The 24,048-nt window shown below is 50.5% G+C and carries 23 protein-coding genes; 3 read left to right on the forward strand and 20 right to left on the reverse strand.

What is annotated here, in order from left to right:
* Positions 1-8: 8 nt before the first annotated feature.
* From HF324_RS28255 to HF324_RS28325, 15 genes are all read right to left on the reverse strand, one after another.
* Positions 9-1,070 (reverse strand): class I SAM-dependent methyltransferase, encoded by a 1,062-nt coding sequence (locus HF324_RS28255; RefSeq protein WP_078667215.1) that lies wholly within the window; start codon positions 1,068-1,070, stop codon positions 9-11.
* 118 nt (positions 1,071-1,188) lie between these two features.
* Positions 1,189-2,352, reverse strand: a complete 1,164-nt coding sequence (locus HF324_RS28260) for a beta-ketoacyl-[acyl-carrier-protein] synthase family protein (RefSeq protein WP_168806561.1) — start codon at positions 2,350-2,352, stop codon at positions 1,189-1,191.
* Between the two features lie 7 nt (positions 2,353-2,359).
* A complete protein-coding gene (locus HF324_RS28265) occupies positions 2,360-2,788 on the reverse strand; it encodes an acyl-CoA thioesterase (RefSeq protein ID WP_168806563.1) in 429 nt (142 codons plus the stop codon).
* Positions 2,789-2,925: 137 nt separating this feature from the next.
* Positions 2,926-3,651 carry a hypothetical protein gene (locus HF324_RS28270; RefSeq protein ID WP_168806564.1) on the reverse strand — a complete coding sequence of 242 codons (726 nt, stop codon included), beginning with the start codon at positions 3,649-3,651 and terminating at the stop codon, positions 2,926-2,928.
* An 8-nt stretch (positions 3,652-3,659) separates the two neighbouring features.
* Positions 3,660-4,088 (reverse strand): hotdog family protein, encoded by a 429-nt coding sequence (locus HF324_RS28275; protein WP_168806566.1) that lies wholly within the window; start codon positions 4,086-4,088, stop codon positions 3,660-3,662.
* Between the two features lie 76 nt (positions 4,089-4,164).
* Positions 4,165-4,941, reverse strand: a complete 777-nt coding sequence (locus HF324_RS28280) for a lysophospholipid acyltransferase family protein (protein WP_246269309.1) — start codon at positions 4,939-4,941, stop codon at positions 4,165-4,167.
* 98 nt (positions 4,942-5,039) lie between these two features.
* On the reverse strand, positions 5,040-5,297 hold the full coding sequence (locus tag HF324_RS28285) for an acyl carrier protein (RefSeq protein ID WP_078667209.1): 258 nt from the start codon (positions 5,295-5,297) through the stop codon (positions 5,040-5,042).
* A 190-nt stretch (positions 5,298-5,487) separates the two neighbouring features.
* Positions 5,488-6,714, reverse strand: a complete 1,227-nt coding sequence (locus tag HF324_RS28290; RefSeq protein ID WP_168806570.1) for a beta-ketoacyl-[acyl-carrier-protein] synthase family protein — start codon at positions 6,712-6,714, stop codon at positions 5,488-5,490.
* 13 nt (positions 6,715-6,727) lie between these two features.
* The gene (flxB, locus tag HF324_RS28295) at positions 6,728-7,459 is read right to left on the reverse strand and encodes a flexirubin biosynthesis SDR family reductase FlxB (RefSeq protein ID WP_168861401.1); all 732 of its coding nucleotides are present in this window, start codon (positions 7,457-7,459) and stop codon (positions 6,728-6,730) included.
* 66 nt (positions 7,460-7,525) lie between these two features.
* Positions 7,526-9,064 carry a flexirubin biosynthesis tyrosine ammonia-lyase FlxA gene (gene flxA / locus HF324_RS28300; protein ID WP_168806574.1) on the reverse strand — a complete coding sequence of 513 codons (1,539 nt, stop codon included), beginning with the start codon at positions 9,062-9,064 and terminating at the stop codon, positions 7,526-7,528.
* 145 nt (positions 9,065-9,209) lie between these two features.
* Positions 9,210-10,502, reverse strand: a complete 1,293-nt coding sequence (locus HF324_RS28305) for a hemolysin family protein (RefSeq protein WP_168806576.1) — start codon at positions 10,500-10,502, stop codon at positions 9,210-9,212.
* 24 nt (positions 10,503-10,526) lie between these two features.
* On the reverse strand, positions 10,527-11,258 hold the full coding sequence (locus tag HF324_RS28310; RefSeq protein WP_168861402.1) for a ZIP family metal transporter: 732 nt from the start codon (positions 11,256-11,258) through the stop codon (positions 10,527-10,529).
* A complete protein-coding gene (locus tag HF324_RS28315; RefSeq protein ID WP_168806580.1) occupies positions 11,255-11,833 on the reverse strand; it encodes a phosphatase PAP2 family protein in 579 nt (192 codons plus the stop codon). Before HF324_RS28315 ends, HF324_RS28310 begins: the two co-directional genes overlap by 4 nt.
* A gap of 2 nt (positions 11,834-11,835) precedes the next feature.
* Positions 11,836-12,585, reverse strand: a complete 750-nt coding sequence (locus tag HF324_RS28320; RefSeq protein ID WP_168806582.1) for a class I SAM-dependent methyltransferase — start codon at positions 12,583-12,585, stop codon at positions 11,836-11,838.
* 25 nt (positions 12,586-12,610) lie between these two features.
* Complete coding sequence (locus HF324_RS28325) at positions 12,611-14,629, reverse strand: LTA synthase family protein (protein WP_168806584.1); 2,019 nt, start codon at positions 14,627-14,629, stop codon at positions 12,611-12,613.
* A gap of 157 nt (positions 14,630-14,786) precedes the next feature.
* Here HF324_RS28325 and glmM point away from each other — a divergent pair, with 157 nt between their 5' ends.
* Positions 14,787-16,166: a phosphoglucosamine mutase gene (gene glmM / locus HF324_RS28330; protein ID WP_168806586.1), complete on the forward strand. Its 1,380-nt coding sequence runs from the start codon at positions 14,787-14,789 to the stop codon at positions 16,164-16,166.
* A gap of 138 nt (positions 16,167-16,304) precedes the next feature.
* Here the strand turns inward: glmM and HF324_RS28335 are convergent, their stop codons facing one another.
* From HF324_RS28335 to HF324_RS28355, 5 genes are all read right to left on the reverse strand, one after another.
* A complete protein-coding gene (locus HF324_RS28335) occupies positions 16,305-17,432 on the reverse strand; it encodes a cysteine desulfurase family protein (RefSeq protein ID WP_168861403.1) in 1,128 nt (375 codons plus the stop codon).
* 171 nt (positions 17,433-17,603) lie between these two features.
* Complete coding sequence (locus tag HF324_RS28340; RefSeq protein ID WP_168806590.1) at positions 17,604-18,317, reverse strand: LytR/AlgR family response regulator transcription factor; 714 nt, start codon at positions 18,315-18,317, stop codon at positions 17,604-17,606.
* Complete coding sequence (locus HF324_RS28345; RefSeq protein WP_168806592.1) at positions 18,314-19,618, reverse strand: sensor histidine kinase; 1,305 nt, start codon at positions 19,616-19,618, stop codon at positions 18,314-18,316. Before HF324_RS28345 ends, HF324_RS28340 begins: the two co-directional genes overlap by 4 nt.
* Before the next feature lie 181 nt (positions 19,619-19,799).
* A complete protein-coding gene (locus HF324_RS28350) occupies positions 19,800-20,138 on the reverse strand; it encodes a DUF4907 domain-containing protein (protein WP_168806594.1) in 339 nt (112 codons plus the stop codon).
* Positions 20,131-21,126 carry a Kelch repeat-containing protein gene (locus HF324_RS28355; protein ID WP_220100635.1) on the reverse strand — a complete coding sequence of 332 codons (996 nt, stop codon included), beginning with the start codon at positions 21,124-21,126 and terminating at the stop codon, positions 20,131-20,133. Before HF324_RS28355 ends, HF324_RS28350 begins: the two co-directional genes overlap by 8 nt.
* Before the next feature lie 307 nt (positions 21,127-21,433).
* On the opposite strand from HF324_RS28355, the gene HF324_RS28360 reads away from it, so the two are divergent.
* Complete coding sequence (locus HF324_RS28360; RefSeq protein ID WP_193114970.1) at positions 21,434-22,768, forward strand: DUF4270 family protein; 1,335 nt, start codon at positions 21,434-21,436, stop codon at positions 22,766-22,768.
* A gap of 11 nt (positions 22,769-22,779) precedes the next feature.
* Positions 22,780-24,009: a BamG family beta-barrel-assembly machinery protein gene (gene bamG, locus HF324_RS28365; protein ID WP_168861405.1), complete on the forward strand. Its 1,230-nt coding sequence runs from the start codon at positions 22,780-22,782 to the stop codon at positions 24,007-24,009.
* Positions 24,010-24,048 lie beyond the last annotated feature (39 nt).

Consider the following 24,048-nt stretch of genomic DNA (forward strand, 5'->3'; position numbering starts at 1 on the left):
ATTGTTTTTTATGGTTTTTTAACTTTAAGCAGTGTATAGTTGAGCCCCATCTTATCGTTTTCTTCCGCCACTACCAGTCCAGCATCGGTGATGCACTTAAAGAAGTCGTCGGTATGGTACATCTGGCTGTTACCATTGGCCATAGCGGTGAAATACAGGGATGTCTGCTGGAGGCAGAAAGCTGCTGATTTAAACTGCTGGCGGTTCCAGAACGGTTCCAGGATGTAGATGGTGCCGTTGTCGTTGAGCGCTTCGCGGCAGCGGGAAAGGATGGATACGATTTCCGCTTCGGAGAAGCAGTCGAGGAACTGGCTCATCCAGATGGCGTCAAAGCCTTTAGGGAAGGGGATCTCTTCATGCAGGATGTTGGCAATATGAAAATGCACGCGGTCGGCCACGCCGGCGTCTTTCATCTTTTGCTGCGCGATGTTGGCCTGGCCGGGGATATCGAAGATGGTCACTTCCACTTCCGGATCTTTGGCAGTGCAGGCCAGCGCCCATTTACCGGTGTTACCGCCGATATCGAGCAGGCGTTTGGGTTTATTTTCGAAAACGATGTCCAGCGCGCCGGGGGTGGCGAGGTCGGAATAGTAGTGATCGAAGTCGAACCAGCTTTTACCTACGGCCGGCGGCAGCAGCGACAGGCCGGGATAGATGGTGTCCCAGGGGCCCAGTTCTTTCAGCCCTTCCGGTTTACCGTTGCGCAGGCTGTCTTCCAGGTGATACATGCCTTTATAGCAGATATCCTGGGTAAAGTCCATGTTGATGCGGGTCAGCTGATCGTGCAGGATAAAGTAGCCTGTTTTGGTCAGCGTATATTTTTTATCGTTCACGATCACCAGTTCCATTCCTAAACCGGCTTCCAGCAATACTCTTACTGCGTAGCGATTCATATTGGTTTTTTCCATTATCTCCTCAATGGTGATGCCCGCAGATCCGCTGTCACTCACTGCTTTCAGAATGCCCATGTCGCGCAACGCCCTTGTAGCCTGAAAAGCTATCGGTGCGAAGGCCAGCCATAATGCTGCTTCTTTTGCCTGTAATGCTGTTTTCGTTTCCTTGTTAAACATATAAAAATTACGAATTACGAATTACGAATTTATGAGTTATGAAATACAATCTATCGAATTAAGAACTACAAACTATCATTGAAGGATCAGTTGGCTACTAATCAGCACAAACAGTCCCTCATTCGTAATTCGTAATTCGTAATTCGTAATTGCTGAATATCATGGCTGCGTTGCAACCGCCGAACCCGGACACTGTTTTGAGGAAGTGGCGGGAGGGTTGGTGGCGCAGGGTATTGCTAACGTTGACAGGCATACTCACACCGGGTGTTTCGTATCCTTTGGTGGGCAGTATAACGCCTGTTTTCATGGCTTTTACACTGATAATGGCTTCCACCAGCCCGGCGGCGCCGAGGGTATGGCCGTAGTAACCTTTGAGGCTGTTGACCGGCACTGCTGCCAGTCCTGCGTGATGCAGCGCTTTGGCTTCCATTTCATCGTTGTAGAGCGTGGCGGTGCCGTGTGCCGATACAAACCCGATATCTTCCGGTTGGAGGCCGCTGCCGCTGAGGGCCAGTTGCATAGCCGATGCCAGCTCCAGGCCGGTACGGGAAGGACCGGAAATATGGTTGGCGTCGTTGCTGATAGCACCGGCGCCCAACAGGATGTCCGCGTTGTGCGGATCTTTGCTGAGGACCATGGTGGCAGCCGCCTCTCCCAGCGAAACGCCGGTGCGGTTGGCATCGAAAGGCCGGCAGGGTACTGCGCTCACTGCCTGGAACGACTGGAAACCGGACAACACAAAACGGGTGAGCACATCGGCGCCGGTAACCACCACATGGTCGTATTGCCCCGAAGCGATCAGCCGTTGACCGGTTAATATAGCCACCAGTCCGGATATGCAGGCGCTGCTGATTACGAGCGGCGTATTGACGGCGCCCAGGCGGGCCGCTATTTTACGCGCCGTTGCGGCAGGTTGCAGCTGCCCGTGCGGCGGCGTTATCCCTTCTTCCTGCTGTTCCAGCAGTTCTATATTGCCTTTGGTAGTGGAAATAATCAGCCCTGTACGGGGGTCCGACAGCCGGATGGCTGTATGTGACAACGCTTCCGTAACGGAAGCGATCACCAGCTGTTCAAATTTCGTATAATCTTCCAGGTGAAGCCCCTGAATAGCTTTCTCCAGCAGCTCATGGGGTATCATAGCGCCATGAAAAGGTGCAGGGCCATAGTCTTCACGGTCCTGTAAACGGATGCCGCTGTTGCCACGGATGACCTGCTCAAAATTTTCATCCGTATTTACACCCAGCGGTCCAACAATATTATCTGCAACTACAAAGACCATCATCCATTATCTATAGGTGGTTATACAAGTATCTTTTTTTCCAATCGCTGAAGAATGCCGGGGTGGTCAGCTGCAGCAGCTCGGTCTCTTTGTCCAGGAAAACCTGCACGGAGGAGCCTTTGGCGATGATTTCACCGGTAGCGGGATTGGAAAGCACGTACTCAAATCTGATCTTTGCCGCGAGGTCGTCCACGAAGGTAGTTTCCACCTTTACACGGTCGCCATAACGCAACGGACGTTTATAGTCGCACTGTATATTCACCACCGGCGCTGTAAATCCGGCATTAAAAATATCCAGGTAACGTAAAGCATACTTTTCACCGAAAGCCTCTCTCCCGTCTTCAAAATACCGCACATAGTGGCCATGCCAGACTATGCTCAGTGAATCCACTTCATTAAACTTCACCGGAAATTCGGTGCATTCGGTTATGGCGTCCATATCAAGCTATTTTCGGATTTTTTGATTTACAATTTTTTGATTTCGGGCTTATAAAAAGCGAATAAAAAATCACTTTGTTCTTCTCTCTTATCAATCCCGAAATCAAAAAGTCGTAAATCAAAAAATCTCTAAATGGTTTATCCTTTCTTCTTCGGCGTTTTTTTGGCTTTTTCTTCTTTAGCCACGGCCGTTTTAGTGTCTTTCTTAGGTGCTACCGGCACTTCTTCCACAGGATCTTTCGCGTCGGCGTATTTTTCTTTCAGTTTTTTATAGTCGATGTGTTCCAGCACTTTGTGCACGGTGTAAGCCCAGTAATTGCGGAAGCCAAAGCCCTGTGCCTTACCGGTCATGCGTTCTGTCATCAGCACGTTGCGGGTGTCCATATCCACTACGGTAACGTACATGGCGGCTTCTTTCTCTGTTTTGCTCATCGCTTCCATGACAAACAGCACGCCGATGCCTTTTTTATCGCCGAATTTGTAGCCTTTCACCAGTTTGGTGATGTCTTCCGGCTTTAAGCGATTGTAGTCAGCGCTATTTTCCGACTTCATTTGGTCGACGTTGATGCCAGCGTTCCGCGCATTGGTTTCACTGAGGTCGAACTCTACGCTGGAGCGGTGGAAAGCGCCTTTCACATCGTATTTTTTGGGCTCATTTCTGATGACGTCGTTGATACCGGCGAAGTGGCGGTTGATGTCGCTGGCGGCAGCGTCACCCAGCAGGCGTGCCTGAGTGAAATCCACCCCCAGCCAGGTAAACGGCGTCTCTGTATTTTCCAGAAAGTTTTTCAGTTTCTGGGCGTGCATTGTCCCGATAAAGCAGCTACAGATAAGGATGGTCAGGGTAAAAACTTTACGGATCATAACTTATTTTATTTATTAAGGGGGTTGATGAAAATTTTCATTTCACATTGTGCCATCACTCTGCCGTCGTACATCACTTTCCCGGTCACCATGGTCGCATTAAATACTTCTCCTCCTATCTCCGTGGTGGTTTCGATGGTCTGCCCGGCGGGTGGCAGTTCTAATATTTCCAGGTTATTCACCGCACCGATAAAGCCCAGCGGAACGGGGCTGTTTTCCTGTTTGGCGATGTAGCCGATGCGTGCGGCGGCGGTCTGGGCTATATTTTCCATGAGGCCCGGAGGCATGAGCACTCCGTTTTCCACAAATACGTTATCGGGTGCTATATGCAGGGCGGTACGGGTTTTCGGGCCGTCCACTTCCAGGATGCCACTGATCATGACAATCGGTGTGCGCTGGGGGATGTAAGCAGTAATATCGTCTGAATGAATGAACATCTGCACAAGTTATTATTTATAGACAAAACACGAAATAAATTGAATTCCGCGACATTATTAAGCGTAAAAACACGGATTATTCCCAAAAATCATAATAGTTGAACCATTGTTCCGGGTAACGGTGGATTTTTTCCTCCAGTAAAACCGTGAAGTCTGCCACGGCTGTTTCGATACCCTGCTGACGGCGGCCATGGTAGGTGCGTGGCTCCGTTGCATAAAAATGATAATGGGTGGCCGTTTCCTTGAAAGCAAACACCACGCACACGGGTACCCGGAAAGTGGCGGCCAGCAGGAAAGGGCCCATAGGGAAGCGGGCATCATGGCCCAGCAGCGGGGCCGTCACTGTTTTATTGCCCGGCAGGAAACGGTCTGCGTGCATACATACCAGCTCCTGGTTGCTCAGGGCTTCGTTGATGGCGTAGATATGCGACAGGTCGTCCTTGATCACGATGATGTTCACATTCCGGTCTCCGGTCACGGAAGACAGGTATTCCTTGATACGCTGGTGCTCCCCATCGAACATGACAATATTGATACGGGTCTGCAGCCGTTTAAACAGGTGTCCGGCCACTTCCCAGTTGCCCAGGTGGGCGCTCAGCATAATACCGCCGCGCCCTCCGGCCACCATCCCGCGCAGGTGATGTTCACCGTCAAAATCGAAGGTAAACTTGTTGGCCATATCCGCCATCACGACGATCTTGTCGATCAGCGTCTGACCGAATATGTAATAGTTACGGTACAGGCTGCGTAAGGACTTCCACCTGCCATAGCCTATTTTGGTATGAAAGTATTGATAGATGGGTTTGGAAGAGCTCCAGGAAAATAAAAAGTAATAAAAAGCGACAAATCTCAACAGAAAATAAGCAGGGTAAACACCTCCATACCGTAATATGAAAATAAAAATACTGTAACCCAGCTTATTTCCCTTCGACTTTCCCTGCCAGGATGGCATTATACCAGTTCTTTTTGTTGAACACGAGCCGTTACATAATCGTAGAAATCCTGGAAGGTAACGATAGACTGGAAGTCTTCCGGTTTTACTTTAAAACCGAAATTATCTTCTATCACCACCACCATGTCAATATAATCCAGGCTGTCGAGATCCAGCGTAGATTTGAGGTTAGCTTCAGGTTTAATGTCCGTGGGGTTCGCTTCAAACTCCTCCACCAGAAACTTGTTCGTAACAGTTATTATTTCCTTGATATCCATAAATGTGCGAATCAGATATAGGTCGTTTTAAAATAATTTATAGCGGTTAATCTTACCCAATCCTGATTTTATCCTTCAAAGTTAAAACATTTACAGAATTTGGCTATTTGGTTATTTCGTTATTTGGTCATTTTCAGCCGTACGGCCCCATTTACATCATCAAATAATTCAATAACAAAATATCCAAATCCTATATTCCGGTCCATTTCCTGACAATGAGGGACGAGTTGGTACCTCCAAAGCCGAAAGAGTTGGACAAAAATATATTAAATTTTTTATCAATTGTCTTAGTAGCGATATTCAGTTTGGCCGCATCCCCGTCCGGGTTTTCCAGATTGATGTTGGGGGCGATAAAATCGTTTTGCATCATCAGCATGGAGTAAACAATTTCGCTGGCGCCGGCCATCCAGCATTCATGGCCTGTCATGGATTTGGTGGAGCTGACGTAGGGATTGGAGGCGCCAAACACCTGGTAGATGGCGCTGGCCTCACTGGCGTCTCCGGCCGGAGTGGACGTTGCGTGCGCGTTGATATAACCGATATCGGCTGCTTTCAGGCCGGCATCCTGCAGGGCGATTTGCAGGGAACGCACGGGTCCGTCCACAGTGGGGTTGGAGATATGGCTGCCATTGGAGGAGAACCCGTAGCCCATTACTTCGCCGAGGATGGTAGCGCCTCTGCGCTGGGCGGATTCCAGGCTTTCCAGGATCACGGTAGCGGCGCCGCCGCTGGGCACCAGGCCGTCGCGGTCGCGGTCGAAAGGCCGGGAAGCACGGGTGGGGTCGTTTTCGCGGACGGAGAACGCGGCGATGGCGTCGAAATTACCCATGGCGTACACATTCACTTCCTGTGCGCCGCCACAGATTACCGCGTCCTGCATGCCGTTGCGGATAAACATATAGCCGAGGCCGATAGCATGGGAACCGCTGGCGCAGGCTGCGCTCACGGTGAAGTTAACGCCCCGCAGCTTAAAAATAGTAGCCAGGTTCATGTTCACGGTGGAGTTCATGGTCTGGAACACCGAGCCGGAACCTACCAGCATGGTGTCTTTCTTCTCGCGCATGATATCATTCGCCTCCACTACCGGTTTGGCCGAGCTGTCGTTGCCGTACAACAGGCCCACCGGGGTTTGGTCGATATAGTCCTGGTCCATTCCCGCCTGGGCAAGTGCCTCACGGGTGGCCATATACGCAAATTCTGCCTGTTCGGGCATCATCAGCCTGGCGCGGCGGTCCAGCAGCCCTTTCAGTTCAGGGCGCTCCAGGTAGCCGGTCAGGCCGGAACGGTAGCCGAATGCCTTACGCTCCTGGTCCAGTACAATACCGGATTTGCCCTTATACAATGAATCCCTTACCTCCTGCATATCTTTACCAATGCAGGAGTAGATTCCCATTCCAGTGATCACGACTCGGTTCATGTATAAACTGCTTTTAAGTATGGAGACCGCCGTTGATGTTGAGCACCTCTCCTGTGATGTAACCGGCGGCTTTGGACGACAGGAAGGCTACGGCTTCCGCCACCTCTTCGGGGGTGCCGAAGCGGTTCATGGGCACCTGTGCGGCCAGCTCCTTTTCGTTCAGCTCAGCGGTCATATCTGTTTTGATAAAGCCGGGCGCAATGGCATTCACGGTAACGCCCCTTTTGGCCACTTCCTGCGCCAGCGCTTTGGTAGCGCCAATCACACCTGCCTTGGCGGCGGAGTAGTTGGTTTGCCCCGGAAGCCCTTTAATACCGGAGAGTGACACCATGTTGATAATACGGCCATAACGCTTCAACAGCATCGCATTCAGCACCTGTTTGGTGACGTGATAGAAGCCGTTCAGGCTGATATTCAATACATTATTCCATTGTGCTTCGGCCATCCAGAACATCAGGGAGTCTTCCCGGACGCCTGCATTGTTCACCAGTACTTCAATGTGATGCTGGTCTTTGTTTTGCTCTATCCATCCGCCCAGTACGGTCTGCACTTCGGCGGCATCTCCCACATTGAACTGCAACAGTTCGCCACTGCTGCCTTTGGCCTTCACCGCCTCCAGGGTGTCCTGTGCGGCGGCTTCATTGCCTTTATAATTGATCAGGACATGATATCCCAATTCTGCCATTTTAATACATACTGCCCTGCCTATACCGCGGGAGCCTCCTGTAATCAAGGCACTCTTCATGAAATTACGAATTACGGATTACGAATTACGACCAGCCACATTTGTTTTTCCTTCCTGAGGGGGAAATCAGAACATTTTTACCGGCTCATTACACAACAGGTACTCCTTAATCTTGCCGAGGTCCTTGTACATCGGACTGTCCTCAATAAATTTAGGATAAATTGCTCTTACTTCCTGGTACACCTTATGGGAGAAGCCTGCCAGCCTGTCCTGGCACTGCAGGTAATCCACCGCCTGCATGATGGTCAGCGTGTGGATAGCCAGTACCTCAAAGGTATTGGCGATCACCTTATTGGCCATCAGCGCGGAGTTACAGCCCATGCTCACAATGTCCTGGTTATCGTTGTTATTCGGAATGCTGTGCACATACATCGGGAAGGACAGCGTCTGGTTTTCCGCCACGGTAGAGGTAGCAGTGAACTGTGCGCCCTGCATGCCGAAGTTGAAGCCCAGTTTGCCAAGGTTCATAAACGGCGGGAACTTGTGGTTCAGCTTCTCGTTCAGCAGGTAGTTGAGCTGCCGCTCTGCCAGCATAGACAAACGGGTGGTGGCTATCTTCAGCTTGTCCATCTCCAGGGAGATGTAATCGCCGTGGAAGTTGCCGCCATGGAACACGTTTTCCAGCTCGTGGTCCACCACCGGGTTATCGCTCACGGAATTAAGTTCGTGTATCACTACTTTCTCTGCCTGTATGAGGGTATCATACACAGGGCCCAGGATCTGGGGCACGCAACGCAGGGAATAGTATTCCTGTACTTTATCTTTAAAGATTTCTTCTTCCAGTTCTTTGTAGAGGTGGTCCGGACGGTGCCTTACCATTTTGCTGCCCTGCAGCACCTCCCGCATTTTAGCTGCTACGGTGTTCTGGCCTACGTGCATTTTCACGGCGTTCAGTTCGGCAGACAGGTGGTCGTCGAACGCTTCCACGATTTCGTTGATCATGGCCGAGAGGGTTACCGCCCATCCGAGCAGCTGCCGGGCCTGTATCAGGTTTACCAGGCCTGCGCCGGTCATGGCGGAAGTGCCGTTGATGATGGCCAGCCCTTCGCGCACATGAATGCCGATGGGTTTCAAACCGAGGCGGGCAAAGACTTCCGCGGTAGGTTGCATTTTATCTTCATACCACACTTCTCCTTCGCCGATCAGTACCAGCGCCAGGTGGGCCAGCTGTACGAGGTCGCCGCTGGCGCCTACGCCGCCATGTTCAAACACACAGGGGTATACGTTTTTGTTGATGAGGTCTTTCAGCAGGATAGCCACCTCCGGATGAATACCGGAATGCGCCTGCATGAAGCTGCTCAAACGCGCAATCATCAGCGCTTTGGTGATCACCGGGGAAAGCGGTTTGCCGGCGCCGGTGCTGTGACTGCGGATCAGGTTATATTGCAGCTGAAAAGTATCGCTGTCGCTGATGCGATATTGGGCCATCGGACCAAAACCAGTGTTGATACCATAAATCAGCTTTTTGGCAGAAAATTTTTTCAGAAACAAAAAGCTGGCTTCCACCTGCTGTAATGCCGCTGCTTCCAGGCTCAGCTCTTCGCCGGCGTAAAGCACTCTGTACACCTCATCGAGGGTCAGCGACTTACTTCCTAATACAACCATTTTATATTATATTATTTATTTATTTATGTGAAAAAGTGCTCAAAAATAGTACAAAGATGGATTTAATCAAATAAATCCACCCGGACATTCACGAATTACGGGTAAGTACGCATGTGACAAATACTTCTTTGGGGGACAGTTGGTGTTACTCTTCTTCAGTTGGCGCAGGCGGCGTCACCAGCACTTTATCTATGCGGTGAGCGTCCATATCCACTATCTCGAATTCAAAACCGCGCCAGAGGAACTTCTCTCCTGTTTTGGGAATATGTTCCAGGTGGTGCAGGATAAATCCGGCCAGGGTATCAAAGTCCTGCTCAAATTCCGTCATCCAGTCTTCCTTATCAAATTCTGCCAGGAAATCATAAAACGGTATCTGTGCGTCTACCAGCCAGGAGCCGTCGTCGCGGATCACCATTTCATAATCGTCTGTTTCTTCCGTTTCCGGCATGTCGCCCACGATGGCTTCGAGAATATCGTTGAGCGTGATCATACCCAGAAACGTGCCATATTCATCTACGATAAACGCGGCGTGCACGTGTGTTTCCTTAAATTTCTCCAGCACCTGGTAGGCGGTATTGTTTTCAGGAACGAACAGCGGTTTACGGATAATCTGCGCCAGCGGCGTGGATTTGCCGCTTACGGCATACAGGTCTTTGATGGACACGATGCCTTTGATGCTGTCTATCTGCCCTTCGCATACCGGGTATACGTTGTGCAGGCTCTCATGAATTTTCTCCTGGTACGCGGCCGGTGGTTCGTTGATGTCCAGCCAGGTGATATCGTTACGGTAGGTCATCAGCGAGGTGATGTTACGGTCGCCCAGGTGGAATACCCGCTCAATGATTTCCTGTTCGGTTTCTTCAATAGCGCCGGAGGTAGTGCCTTCGCTGATGATCGCTTTGATTTCTTCTTCTGTCACATGCGCTCCTTCCGGATGCAGGTTGAAGATCTTTACCAACACGTTGGTGGAGGCGGTTAACAGCCAGATGAAGGGGAAGGTGAGCCAGGAAACGACCTGCATGGGTTTGGCCATTCTTTTGGCGATACCTTCGGGCCGGGCGGCGCCCAGTCTTTTAGGCACCAGTTCTCCCAGTACCAGTAAAAAGTAAGTGATAACGATAACGACGATAACGGTGGAGAGAATGCTGCTATAGGCGGCTACTGCGGGAAACTGGTTGAGCCAGGCCATTACCTCGTCTTTCATAGTGCCACCGGAATAGATACCGATCAGGATACCGATGAGCGTGAGCCCGATCTGAACGGTAGAAAGAAAGGTGTCCGGATGGTTGGCCAGCTTCAGTGCGGCCTTTGCTTTTTCATCCCCTTTATTGGCTTGTTGTTCCAGTCGGCTCTTGCGGGCCGAGACCAACGCCGTTTCCGACATTGCGAAAATGCCGTTAACTAAAATAAGGATGAGGATAATGACGACGACTTCCATGATTTAAAGTCTAAAAATAAAAAATTATTCAAATATCAACGTAAGAAATGCCAGTACCAGCCCTGTTGCGATGGCCAGTACTTTTTTACCACTCAGTTCATGGTGTTTGGTACCACTTTCATAAAAAATGGTCGTGGAAATGTGCAGGAATGCACCTATCACCAATGCCACCACGTACAGTAAATAGTGGGATACGATATCGAAGCGGTTACCCATCCACCAGGCCAGCATGGCTGCCAGCGGCGTTACCACGGCGAAGGCGGTGAGTATCTGCCAGAGTTGTGTTTTTGATTTATGGGCGTGGATCATGACGGTGATCAGCGTCAGCGCTTCCGGTACCTTATGGGCGGCCACCCCGATGATCAGGGAGGGGAGCGCCGACTGGTCTTCGTATTGAAAGCCCAGCGGGATGCCTTCCATAAAAGCATGGATAGAGAGTCCCAGCAGCAGCGGCGTTACGGCAATATGGTGATGGTGCTCGCCCGGTAAGTGGGTGTGCCCGTGTTCCATACCGTGCGACAGCTGTTGCAGGAACACCTGCAGGAAGAAGCCCAGTACCACGTAAATACCTGCGCTATGGCCCAGTTCATGGTACACTTCCGGCAGCAGGTGCATAATGGTCACACCAAAGAGGAAAGCCCCGGTGAAAGCCAGCAGGTAAATGGTAAAATTGGCGTTGATACGCCTGATCGTCATGGGAATAACCCCACCGGCGAGCGTAGCCAACAGTATGAGTATCAGATATGTCCAGTTCATGATGTATGTTCAGGCTCCAGTCTTATGCGGCGCTGGAAAAAACTACCGCTCAGCAGCCCGATCAGGGTACCCAGCAGGCCCCCTCCCACTACGTCGAGCGGATAGTGTACGCCCACATATACCTGTGCGTAGCCGATAACAGCCGCCCACAGGAAAAATAACAGGGCGTACCGGCCAAATGCTGATTTTAAAGTTAAGAAACAAAACGTCGCCAACGCAAAATGGTTCGCGGCATGGTTAGAGGTAAAGCTGCCGCTCATGGGGCAATACACGACCAGTACCCGCGCGTAGTGCGATACGATAGGATCGCGGCAGGGCCGGACCCGGCCGAAGGCCTGTTTGATATACAGGCTGCTCTGGTCTGCCAGCGCAAAACACAGCAGGAAAAACAGGATCCAGAAAAATCCTTTCCAGCCGTAGTTAATGGTGACAAACAGCGCCAGGAACAGGTACAGCGGCGCCCATACATACGGTTCCCGCACAAAGGGCAGGACCACGTCCAGTACAGCATTATACCATTGCCCGTTGATATGCAGGAATAAACGAAGGTCCTGTTTCAGGATACTTTCAAGCATGGCTAAGGTTTTTGAGCAATGAGGACCATACGCGGCGAACGCTGCTCGTCATAGCTGTTAAAATGATAGTCTCCGAATATTTCCGTGATCACGAGGCCCTGTTTGGCGAACATCCGCTCAAAATCCGCACGGGTGAAAGCATTCACGCTCTCCGCGAAAGTGGCCCTTCTCATGAGGGTTTTATCGAGAATATTGATTTTTTTGAGGAATTTATGATTTTTCACTTCGCGCCGGATGTCAAACACCACGTTCTCCTTTTCTTTCACCTCGTCGTACACCAGGTGTTGTTCCACGTAGGGGCTGTTGAGATAATCCAGCACGAGTTTTCCGCCGGGGCGCAGCGCGTTGGTCAGTGTCCGCAGGGCGTTGTCATTGTCGCGCTGTGATTCGAAGTAGCCGAAGCTGGTGAAGAAATTGAACACCACATCGAAATAGTTGACCCGGAAAGGCAACCGCATATCGTGCTGGAAGAAGCTCAGGTGTTCATTTTCCAGTTTCTTGGCGATGTTAATGCTTTCTATGGAGAGATCTATGCCGGTCACATCATACCCTTTGTCTGCCAGGTATTTGGCATGACGTCCCCTGCCACAGGCCACGTCCAGCATAGCTGCGTGAGCGGGCGGCTGGAGATAGGCCAGCAGTTTATCGATAAATGCGGCAGCCTCCTGCTCGTCGCGGTTGTTGTAGAGCAGGTGGTAGTAAGGAGAATTAAACCAATCTTTAAACCAGCTTTTGTCTATATCTATGTCCATAATGCAATCGTGCCAGCGGCAAATATTACTTTTTGTTATTAAACATCAAATATCGCGTGCTTTCGTAGAAGCCCCGTGTTAAATTATCCAGATTTTTTGCAGTGTCTGACTGCTGAGCCTGTATGTTCTTCAGCGGATCGCCCTTCAGGTCGTACAGGGCGGTGGCGTCGGTGACCAGGTTGACCTCGTAGAGGTACTGGTCCCCTATCAGGCCGTAATACGGCTGCTGGTTGCGCAGATACGTGATGAACGCGTATTTGCTGTCTGTCCGCGTGCTGTCGAACAGATTGAGGCCGAGCGTATAGTTCTTATATGGCAGGCCCACCAGGCTGGCCATGGTCGGGTATACGTCCAGCAGGCTGCCGGGCGTATTCACCACCTGCGGCTTCACGTGGGCAGGGCTGTACATAAAGGCCGTCACATGTACGCCGCCGGTAGCCAGTTCATATTCCGGCAGCGGCATAAATGAGTACGGGTTAAGGATACAGTTATGGTCGCCGAAGAACATGAAGATGGTATTATCGAGGTAACCGTCTTTGCGGGCCATATTTATCAGGTGGCCCACGTTATAGTCTTCATACCGCAGGGCGTTGAACTGATCGATGGACACGAAGCCGGATTTTTTGAATTTCTCCATGTCGATGTCTTTCTCCGTTACTTTTTTGAAGTCGCCGGCGCCGCTGGTGGTGGTATACGGCGGGTGGTTGTCTGCCAGCTGGAGGAAAGCCACGAACGGCTTTTTCTGGTCGTTGTTCGCTTTGAAGATTTCGCTGGCCTCGGTGATCAGGTCATAATCGGAGATGCCCCACACATCGGCTTTAGCGGATTTGTACATCCCTTCTTCATGGATGCTGATCCCTTCCACGTTGTTGGTGAATACCGCACGGATATTGGCCCAGTTGGTATTGCCGCCGAGGAGGTACAGTTTTTCGTAGCCTTTGAACTGGTCCATGATAATACGCTGGTCCAGCATTTTAGGATGGCGGCTGGCTGTTTTCACGGCGGTGATGTCCGGCAGGCCGGTGGTGACGCCGAAAACGGTTTTGGCCGTGCTGATGGCCGGCACGTAGAAATTTTTGAAGAGCACGCCGCTGTCGGCCAGCCGTTGCATATTCGGCGTGGCCTGCATGGGATTGCCGTACATGCTGGTGGGGGCGGCGCCGGTGGATTCCAGCATCACCAGTACCACGTTGAGCTTCGGTTTGGCCGGATCGCCGGGCACGGTGCGCACAAAGTCCAGTTTTTCCGTATCGGCCTTATCTACTTTGAGGTAATGGGCGATATACGGGTAAAAGGTTTTGGTGCGGTTAATATCGTAGGTATCTCCCTCTACGGAGAAATTGGAGGCAAAATACAGGATGGGGTTGAGTCCGAGGCTGGTGACACCGTTGTCGCGGGTGAACATGGCCTGGCTCCAGCGCAGCGGGAAATAGGCGAAGTTGCCATAGATACCGGCGGCAACGAACAGTGTCAGTCCGATCACCCAGGCGGTAAAGGGCCAGTTGCGCAGGTATACCGGCGGCTGCGCTGCAAAGCGGTTCCAGGTGCGGCGTTGCAACCGGAAAACGAGGAACAGGAACACGAAAAGGCCGAGGAAGCCCCGTACCACCGGGTAGCTTTGCCATACCATCCGGGCGTTGTCTGCCCGTTCCCCTTTGGCAAGGAAGCGCAGGATGGAAGGGTCCAGGCGGATGCCGAGATAGTCGTAGTGTCCCAGATCAAGGATATATAATAAGGTGAGGGCGGTAAAAACGATGAAGAGGTAGACGGCCACTGCTTTACGTATAACCTTCGACGTAAAGAAGCCGTTACGGGCGATCACCGCCGTGAGGGCGACAGGGATCACCAGGATGAGCGCCAGCCGGAGATCGAACTTGGTGCCCAGATACCACGCTTTTGCGATCGTCGCATTGTCGGTAATGGTGGTTTTAAAGAAGAACAGGTAAAATACGAGCCTGAACAACACCATCAGCAGGAAGAGATAGAGCGTTTGAACAAGCACATAACGAATATACCGGGGTATATTCTTCCAATAATATTGCATGCAACGTATAGCTGTTTTTTTAAAAGCGTAGCTGCAAATATAATGAAAACTGAATGGGGAAAATGGTCGATCTGCCGGTAAGGCTCCTCATCTTTTGATAATTAGGAAATCTGGAACGGTTTTTTTTATATTTGCCTTCCTTAAAAAATTGAATCTCGTGGCACTGATCAAATCAATATCCGGTATTCGCGGAACCATAGGCGGCAAACCCGGTGAAGGACTCTCTCCCCTTGATGTGGTGAAATTTACTGCAGCATACGGGACCTGGCTCTCCTCCCAGACCGACAACCGCAAAGTGGTAATAGGCCGTGATGGCCGTATTTCCGGCGAAATGGTGAAAAACCTGGTAGTATCCACGCTCAACAGCCTGGGAATCGATGTAGTTGATCTGGGCCTGTCTACTACGCCAACAGTAGAAATTGCTGTAAAAATGGAAAATGCCGCCGGTGGTATCATCCTTACCGCCAGCCATAATCCGAAAGAATGGAACGCCCTGAAACTGCTGAATGCAGAAGGCGAATTCATCTCCGGCGAAGACGGCGCAATCCTGCTCGACATTGCAGCACGTGAAGACTTCACCTTTGTGGACGTGAACAAACTCGGTTCCTACACACAGGACGATTCTTACCTGCAAAAACATGTAGACCTTATAGTGAACTATCCTTTGGTGGATGTGGCCGCTATCAGGGAGCGTAATTTCAAAGTGGTGGTGGACGCCGTTAACTCCACCGGCGCACTGTTCGTTCCCCCGTTGCTGAAAGCGCTGGGCGTCAACGAAGTAGAAGTGCTGTTCCCGGAAGTGACCGGCAAATTCAGCCATAACCCTGAACCGCTGCCGGAAAACCTGACCGCACTGTCCAACGAAGTGAATAAATCCAACGCCGACCTGGGCATCGCTGTAGATCCGGACGTAGACCGCCTCTGCTTCGTTTGTGAAGACGGCAGCATGTTCGGTGAAGAATATACCCTCGTAGCGGTGGCCGACTATGTACTCAGCAAACGCAAAGGCAACACCGTTTCCAACATGTCTTCCACACAGGCTTTGAAAGATGTGACGCTGAAAAACGGCGGTGAGTACAATCCTTCTGCCGTAGGAGAAGTAAACGTGGTGAGAAAAATGAAAGCGACCAACGCTGTCATCGGCGGTGAAGGCAACGGCGGCATTATCGTGCCGGACCTGCACTACGGCCGCGATGCACTTATCGGCATCGGTCTTTTCCTGACCCACCTCGCACACAGCAAAAAAAGCATCAAAGCACTGCGTAACAGCTACCCCGACTATTTCATCTCCAAAAATAAAATCGAGCTGGACAAAGGGGTGGATGTAAAAACCATCTTCGAAAAAATCAAAGGCAAATACAAAAATCAACCGGTAAACACGGAAGACGGCCTGAAGATCGAATTCGACAAGGACTGGGTACACCTGCGCACCTCCAATACGGAACCTATTATCCGTATCTACGCGGAAAGCCAGAATGAGACCACGGCAGATAACATCGCCAAAAGGATCATGCAGGACATCAAAGAATTCATGTAGAGATTTTTTGATTTACGATTTTTTGATTTACGATTTTTTGATTTCATAGATTGATAAAAAAGGAGACCAAAGCGAGTTTTATCCGCTTTGGTCTCCTTTTTTATTCTCGAAATTTAAAAATCGTAAATCAAAAAATCTCTAAATCAACTCCTTCAACTTGGCAATCACCCTATCTACTTCTGTTCTTGTATTGTTTTTGGAGAAGGAGAAACGCACCGCGATCTGGTTAGGATTGCTATTGATGGCGCGGATCACATGAGAGCCCGCACTGGCCCCGGAAGTGCAGGCGCTGCCGCCGGAAGCGCAGATACCGTTGATATCCAGGTTGAACAGGATCATTTCGCTCTTCTCTGATTTCGGGAAAGATACATTCAGCACCGTGTACAGGCTGCGGCCTTTCAGGTCGCCGTTGAAGGTAACACCCGGAATATTCTTTTCCAGTTCGGCCGCCATGTACAGACGCAGGTCATTGATGTAGGCGCTGTGCTCTGCCTGGTGTTCAGTGGCCAGTTCCAGCGCTTTGGCAAACCCGATGATACCGTAGAGGTTTTCCGTGCCGGCGCGCATGTTGCGTTCCTGGCTGCCACCCTGGATGTAAGGGTTTATTTTCACGTTTTCATTGATGTACAGGATGCCCACGCCTTTAGGGCCATGGAACTTGTGTCCTGCACCGGTGATGAAATGGACAGGCGTATTACGCAGGTCGAACGGATAGTGCCCTACGGTTTGTACAGTATCTGAATGGAAGATAGCGTCAAATTCTTTGCACAGCGTGCCTACGGCGTTCAGGTCCAGCAGGTTGCCGATTTCGTTGTTGGCGTGCATCAGCGTTACCAGGCATTTGCCGCCGGCATTTTGCAACAGTTCGCGGAGATGGTCCATGTCAATATGGCCGGATGGCAGTATTTTGACAAAAGACAGCCCGACACCACGATGGTGATGCAGGTACTCCACGGTGTGCAGGGTAGCATGATGCTCTATCGGGGAAGAGATGATGTGTTTGCATCCCAGATCATTCACCGCAGCATTGATAGCCGTGTTGCTGCTTTCGGTACCGCCGGAAGTAAAAAAGATTTCTCCCGGGTGCGCGTTCAGGATTTTGGCCACTGATTTACGCGCATTTTCTATACCCAGCCTGGTTTCTCTTCCATAGGAGTAGATAGATGAAGGGTTTCCAAACTTTTCCGTCATATAAGGCAGCATGGCATCCAATACCACCGGGTCAAGAGAGGTGGTTGCTGCATTATCAAAATAAATTCTTTCCAATGTGGGTGGTTTTTGATGGCTTTTATAATGGTGCCACCAAAGTTCCGAAAAATTTAGCTATTTTGACATTTAGCTATTTTTATATTTAACTATTTAGGTATTTATATATTATCACTAAATGTCCCTTTCCCTAAATAAACCCAATAACCAAATATCAAAATAACCAAATGATCAAGAGTTCCTGTTGATGAGGTCATAAAACCGGTCGCGGTAGCCGTCGCTGATGGGGATGGACTGGTTGGCGATCATCACCGTATTTTTTTCCACCGAATTGATTTTATTGAGTGACACCAGGTAAGAGCGGTGCACGCGGATAAACTTATCGGCCGGCAGGCGGGTTTCGAATGACTTGAGGCTGCGCAGCGTCAGCACGGGCAGATTGGGAGTATAAATTTTCGTATAGTCTTTGAGTGCTTCGATGAAAAGAATGTCTTCAAGATTGATCTTGATGATTTTATATTCCGTTTTGATAAAGATGTAGTCGTTGGCAAAGGTGGCCGTATCGGAGGGAGCCGCCTTCTGCTGGTTGGCCGTAAACGTCTCTCCGGCTTTGGCGGCCGCTTTCAGGAAACGTTCGAACGGAACGGGTTTCAACAGATAATCCACTACATCGAGGTTAAAGCCGTCGAGCGCATATTCACCATACGCGGTGGTAAAGATGACCATCGGCGGATACTTCAGGGACTTCAGGAACTGTATGCCGGTAATATCCGGCATTTTTATATCCAGAAACACCAGGTCCACCGGTTCTTCCTGGATAAAGCGCAGGGCATTGGCGGCGTTTTCAAACTTACCGGCCAGCTGAAGGAAAGGTACTTTGCGGATATAGTCCTCCAGTATTTCCAGTGCCAGCGGCTCGTCATCCACAGCGATACACTTTATCATTTTTTCAATACTATTTTAAGATCCACAATAAACTGGTTGTCTGTTTCCGTGATAGTGATTTCATGGTCTCCGTGATAGAGCATGTCCAGTCTTTTCAATACGTTCTGTAACCCGATACCGCCTCTTTCGGATACCCGCTCTTTAAAGAGGCTGTTTCTGACAATTAATCTGATCATATTTTCGGTAATAGTGATATCGATGTTGATAAAGGATTCCTCTGCGTAGCTGACGCCGTGCTTAAAAGCATTCTCCACAAAAGGCACCAGCAGCATAGGTTCTATCAGGAAGCCCGACGCCTGGCCTTTTAAATGACAGGAGATGTCAATGTCCTGTGACAGCCGCAACCGTTGTATATCGATGTAGTCCTGTAGATATTTCAGTTCCTGTTCCAGTTGTACTTTATCCTCGTTGGATTCGTAGATCATATACCGCATAATGGTTGACAACTTCAGGATCGCATGTTCTGTTTGTCCTGATTGTTTATGTGCCAGTGAATAGATAGTATTCAGACAATTAAAAAGAAAATGCGGATTTATTTGCGACTTCAGGAATTTCAGTTCTGCATTCAGTTTTTCCACTTTCAACGCTTCCCGTTGTTTTTCACTTTCAAACCACTCCACGGCAATTTTGATGAATCCGCTCATAAACAGCATCAGCAACGCAAAAAAACCAGAGCGGCGAAGTACTTCCGGGAACAACAGGTAATCCCAGAAAGAGACTTTGTCTTCGATGACCCGGAACCAGCGTGGCGGCGGCATTGGCATGGTAGTCACCACCGGTTTGGCCATGGTGGCGATATGTACTTTGGTACTACCCAGCGGTGTGGCCATTGCGCTGGCAGTTAACCGCACTCCTTCCTCCTCTCTCATGTCGTAACGTTGGTTAAACGAAGGAAACGCCCTGGTTGTTACATCATTGGCCAATTTGGCTTTATCCATCCGCACGGTCATCATCGGGCCACGGCCGATGAAGTTGCGGAAAAAATAAAAGTCAAGCGCCGCCTGCTGTGCGGTAATAAACACCACCAGCAATATCACGGTGCAGAGGTACTGTACAATCTTCTGCCGGTTGAAATAACGTGGTATCAGCACATAGATATTCAGGTAGAAAATGGCGATCAGAAAGAGGTTGTCAATCAGCTCCTTGACAAAAAAAGTTTTATGCAGGATCTGGATGCGGTAAATAAAAAAAGGAAAGAATAAAAAACATACCCATCCCAATATGTGCAGGGAGACGACGACCGGGCGATTCTTTAATATACGTTTGAAATGGAGCATCATTGTAATTGATGCGATAAACATACAACGGTATCCGGTATAGCGTGTGTTAAAGTTTGTTAATCCTGGTATAACGGATTGTTAAAATTGGAATGAGAAAAACAGCTTCTTAAAATCTTCTTAAAATTGCACCCATAGGGAATCCCACCCGGTCCTAAGATCACTTAAAACCAGGCGGGATTACGCCTCTGAACAGACAACATTCTTATTGCACGCCAGCCACCTGCATCTTTATTAATTCCGTTAGTGTCATCGTTGGTCTTTGGCGCGCCATCAGTTTTTCCACCACTGCCTGCCCTACCTTTTGCGCATCTTCTTTTGTGCGGAAGGGCCTGTTGCCCGCGATACCGGGAATCACATCCTGGCAGATGAAGGAACGATGGTCCACCATTACCCGGTAGCCCCAGCCACCAGCCGTTTCAAAGGGAACGACTGTCAGCTGCACCATATCTGCATCCTGCGAAGAATACAGATGACGCCGGTATGCTGCCAGCAACAGCAGTAGCGCCACCGGAACGGCCCAGATTAATTTTCGTTTAGTCATACTGGTTATATTCCGCCGTTGGGTCAAATTCAAACATATTATCGAATGGCTGGCTGGAGCTGGTACCCAGCACCACAAAGCCCCTGTCTTTCACCGCGAAGCCGGTAGCTCCGTTGCGCGCCGCCCCTTCAAAATCCGTTTTCTGTACCCACAGGTCCGTACCCGGGTTGTACTCCCATACGGCAGACGACAGGCTTGTTTTGGTACCGGACACCACGTATCCCAGGCCGCGCATCGCGAAAGACGCGGCGCCGCTGCCTTTGAAATTATAGTCGTCGTCGAAGCTCTGATCGGTCACATTATCGATAGCACGCAGCTGCGTCCACGTTTCGGAAGTGCCGTCAAACGAATAGAAATCCGACACATAGCTGCCATTAGCGACACCCATGCACAGGTAAGCCTTATTATTGATCACAAAAACGTTGGCATCCTGTCTTTTACCGCTGGTAAGGCTTTGTACCTGTGTCCATGCATTGGCCACCGGATCGTAGCGCCAGTTGTCTTTCAGCCAGTTGCCGTCATACCCTGTGGCGATATATCCTTTATCGTTCAGTGCAAAAGCGACGGCGCCATACCGCGCCGTACCGGCAAAATCCGCTTTACGGGCCCAGGTATTAGCAACGGGATCGTACTGGTAAAAATCATTCAGCTTGTTAAGGCCATCATACCCCGTACCGATGTATCCTTTTCCGGCCATGGCCATACCGACCGCGCCACTGCGGCCTACGCCGGGGAACGGCGCTTTCTGCGTCCACTGGTTCAGGGTCACATCAAACACCCAGAAATCCTGCAGCCTGTTTTCACCATCGTAACCGGTGCCAACATAAGCTTTATTATCTATCACAAAGGAAGCGGCAGCGCTTCTGCCTACGCCTTCAAACTCAGAACGTTTGATCCAGTTGCCCACTTTAGTAGTCGTGGAGGAGTCCTTGGAACAGGCCACCAGGGAAGCGACCAATAATAAACTGTAACCTTTTAAATAACGCATTCGCATGTTCGTTTTACTGTTGCCAAAATTATCCGTGGAAGCATTCCGGCAAACAGGAAATAGACATTCCCCTCTTTTTAACTGACGGATACCGCTTTTTCATCTGCCAGCAGTAATCTTTTGCATTTAGCCGCAATACAAGCCCTTTGGGCGGCACAAAGAACAGAATAATAGTTTCATCGATAAATAATGCCCATTGGCATATTACAGCAACGGCAAGTATCGATCGTGTCTAAAATTGCGCACCATGAACCACGATTTTTTTTCACACAAAGGAATAAGAAGGGAACAAAGGAACATAAGGCCTTTGGCTTTAACGTATTTTGTTTCCCGCAAAGGCGCTAAGCGGCAAAGCAGCATAAGCAACTGGCTGCTATTGTTATTGCTGACCGGTATGGCAGCCTGCCAGAAAGCCGGCTTCTCCTATGATAATGTGATAGACGACCAGCAAACCGATTATATCCTTACCGACACCCTGTCGGTAGCCATGAAAACCATCCGGTATGATTCAGTGCCTACCTCCGGCACCGGCATGCTGCTGGTAGGCGCCAAATCAGACCCCTACCTGGGCGCCGTCACCGCCGGCTCTTACTTCCAGCTTATACAGCCAACAGGAACGGACATACCTGTCAACGGCTCCGGCTTCGATTCATTGCGGCTCCTGCTGCGCCCCACCGGCTACATTGCCGGCGATTCCCTGCAACCACTAAGCCTGCAGGTATACCGGGTGACACAAACCATCCAGTTCGCCAAAACATTTTACAACCTCTACAACAACAGTAACTTCGCCACCGAAAGCACGCCCTTGGGCACCTTCACCGGCATCATCCGCCCGAAGACGGATAAAACCGTGCGCATCCCTCTGTCCGACGCACTCGGCAGCCAGCTCTTCACCCTGCTGCGCGATAAAAAACCGGAGGTCTCCGCAGGGCCCAACTTCCTGGATTTCTTCCGCGGCCTGAAAGTGGCGCCCGGCCCGGGAAGCGCTTCCCTGATGGCTTTCATGGCCCAGGACACTTCGCTGACGATGCGCCTGTATTATCATATCAACGAGATCGTACCTACCGCGAAATATGTGGATTTTAAGATGAACGCCAGCGAACTGCAGTTCAACCAGATCAGCGTCAACCGCAGCGGCACGCCCCTTGAACAGCTGCAGGGCACTGTAAAGGAACTGCCTTCCTCCGCTACCGGCAATATGTCTTTCACGCAGTCGCTGACCGGCGTGGGGACCCGCATCGATCTTCCTTATCTCAAAAACATGTCACAGCTGGGGCAGTTTTTTAAAATCATGAAAGTGATCCTTACCGTTTACCCTGCAACCGGCACTTTTAGCGGCAGCAGCCAGATACCGGCCAATCTCGCCCTGTGCCAGGTAGACAAAACCAATACCGTCACCGATACCCTCTCCTATGGCAACCTGACGGTAGACAACATGTACAACGAAAACACATACTACACCTACGACATCACCAACTACTGCAATACACAGCTCACCGCCGACGGCACCGCCCTCCGGGGCCTGCTGCTGACAACGCCCGGCGGCTCCGGAAGAAACAGTTTAGACAGACTGGTGATCAACGACCAGCAGGTACCCAAAAAGAAAATCAAAATACAGGTCTACTACCTGCTGTATAAATAACGGACATGACTATGCGCAAAAAAATATATACCGGTGCCGCCGCGCTGTTGCTGCTCGCCACCGCCGCGGAAGCACAACACGGCATCAACTCTATTTATTCCGCCTATGGCATCGGCGATCTCGAAACAAGGGATTACAGCCGCAATTTCGGGCTCGGCAGCACCGGCATAGGCCGCCGCAACAGCGGCTACCTGAACGAGCTGAATCCGGCCTCCTACAGCGCTTTACCCACACAGAACTTCATGTTCGACGCCTCGCTGAAGGGGCAATACCTCACCTACTCCGGCAGCAATATCTCGCAGACAGCCGCCGACCTCAATTTTAAACGGCTGGCACTCGGCTTCAAAGCGGCCCGCTGGTGGGGCATCGGCGCCGGCGTCACCCCTTTCAGCACGGTAGACTACAAACTGCTCAACAACAAGTTCATCACCGGCACAGGCAACCCTATCACCGCCACCACCACCGGTACCGGCGGCCTGAACCGGGCCTATATCTCCAATGGTTTTCAGCTCAACGAACATTTTTCCGTCGGCGTTTCCACCGGATTCCTGTTCGGTCCTGTCAATATCAGTCAGACCGTGGGTTCCGACTCCCTCGCCACGCAACACAACCAGTACACCTTCAAACCCAATTTCACGGCAGGCGCACAGTATGTCACCAAACTGTCCAAAGACTGGCAGCTGGGCCTGGGCGCCACCTACCGCTTCGAAACGAAGATGAAGCTGCAACAAAAGCTCAACATCGTCAACCAGGACAACACGCCTTACTACACAGAACAGCTGGCGCCGGGCTACTTTACCCTGCCAGCGGAATTCGGCGGTGGTATCTCCCTCACCAACAACACCATTACCTGGGTGGCCGACTACCGGCGCCAGCAATGGAACGGCCTTGGCAACAAAGGACTGAACTATTACTACCAGGATGGGCAGCGTTTTTCCACCGGCGTCGAATACGCTATCAACAAACAGTATTACAACCGGCCCATAGAGGGATTGATCCTGCAGGCAGGCTTCAGCTACAACGAGTCGCCGCTCGTGATCAAAAACACGACAATAAAGGATATCTCCGGCACGCTGGGGCTTTCCTTACCCAGCAAAACGGGACAATTGCGCTATTATGTAGGACTGGAGGCCGGGCAGCGGGGCACTACCGCCAATGGGCTGATCAAGGAAAATTACGTCAATGCAGTCTTTAACTTCAGCCTGCGGGATATCTGGTTCCTCAAGCGTCTAAACCAATGATATTTGGTTATTTTTTTTATTTGGTTATTTTTTTATTTG

The organism is Chitinophaga oryzae, from assembly GCF_012516375.2.
Taxonomy (GTDB): Bacteria; Bacteroidota; Bacteroidia; order Chitinophagales; family Chitinophagaceae; genus Chitinophaga; species Chitinophaga oryzae.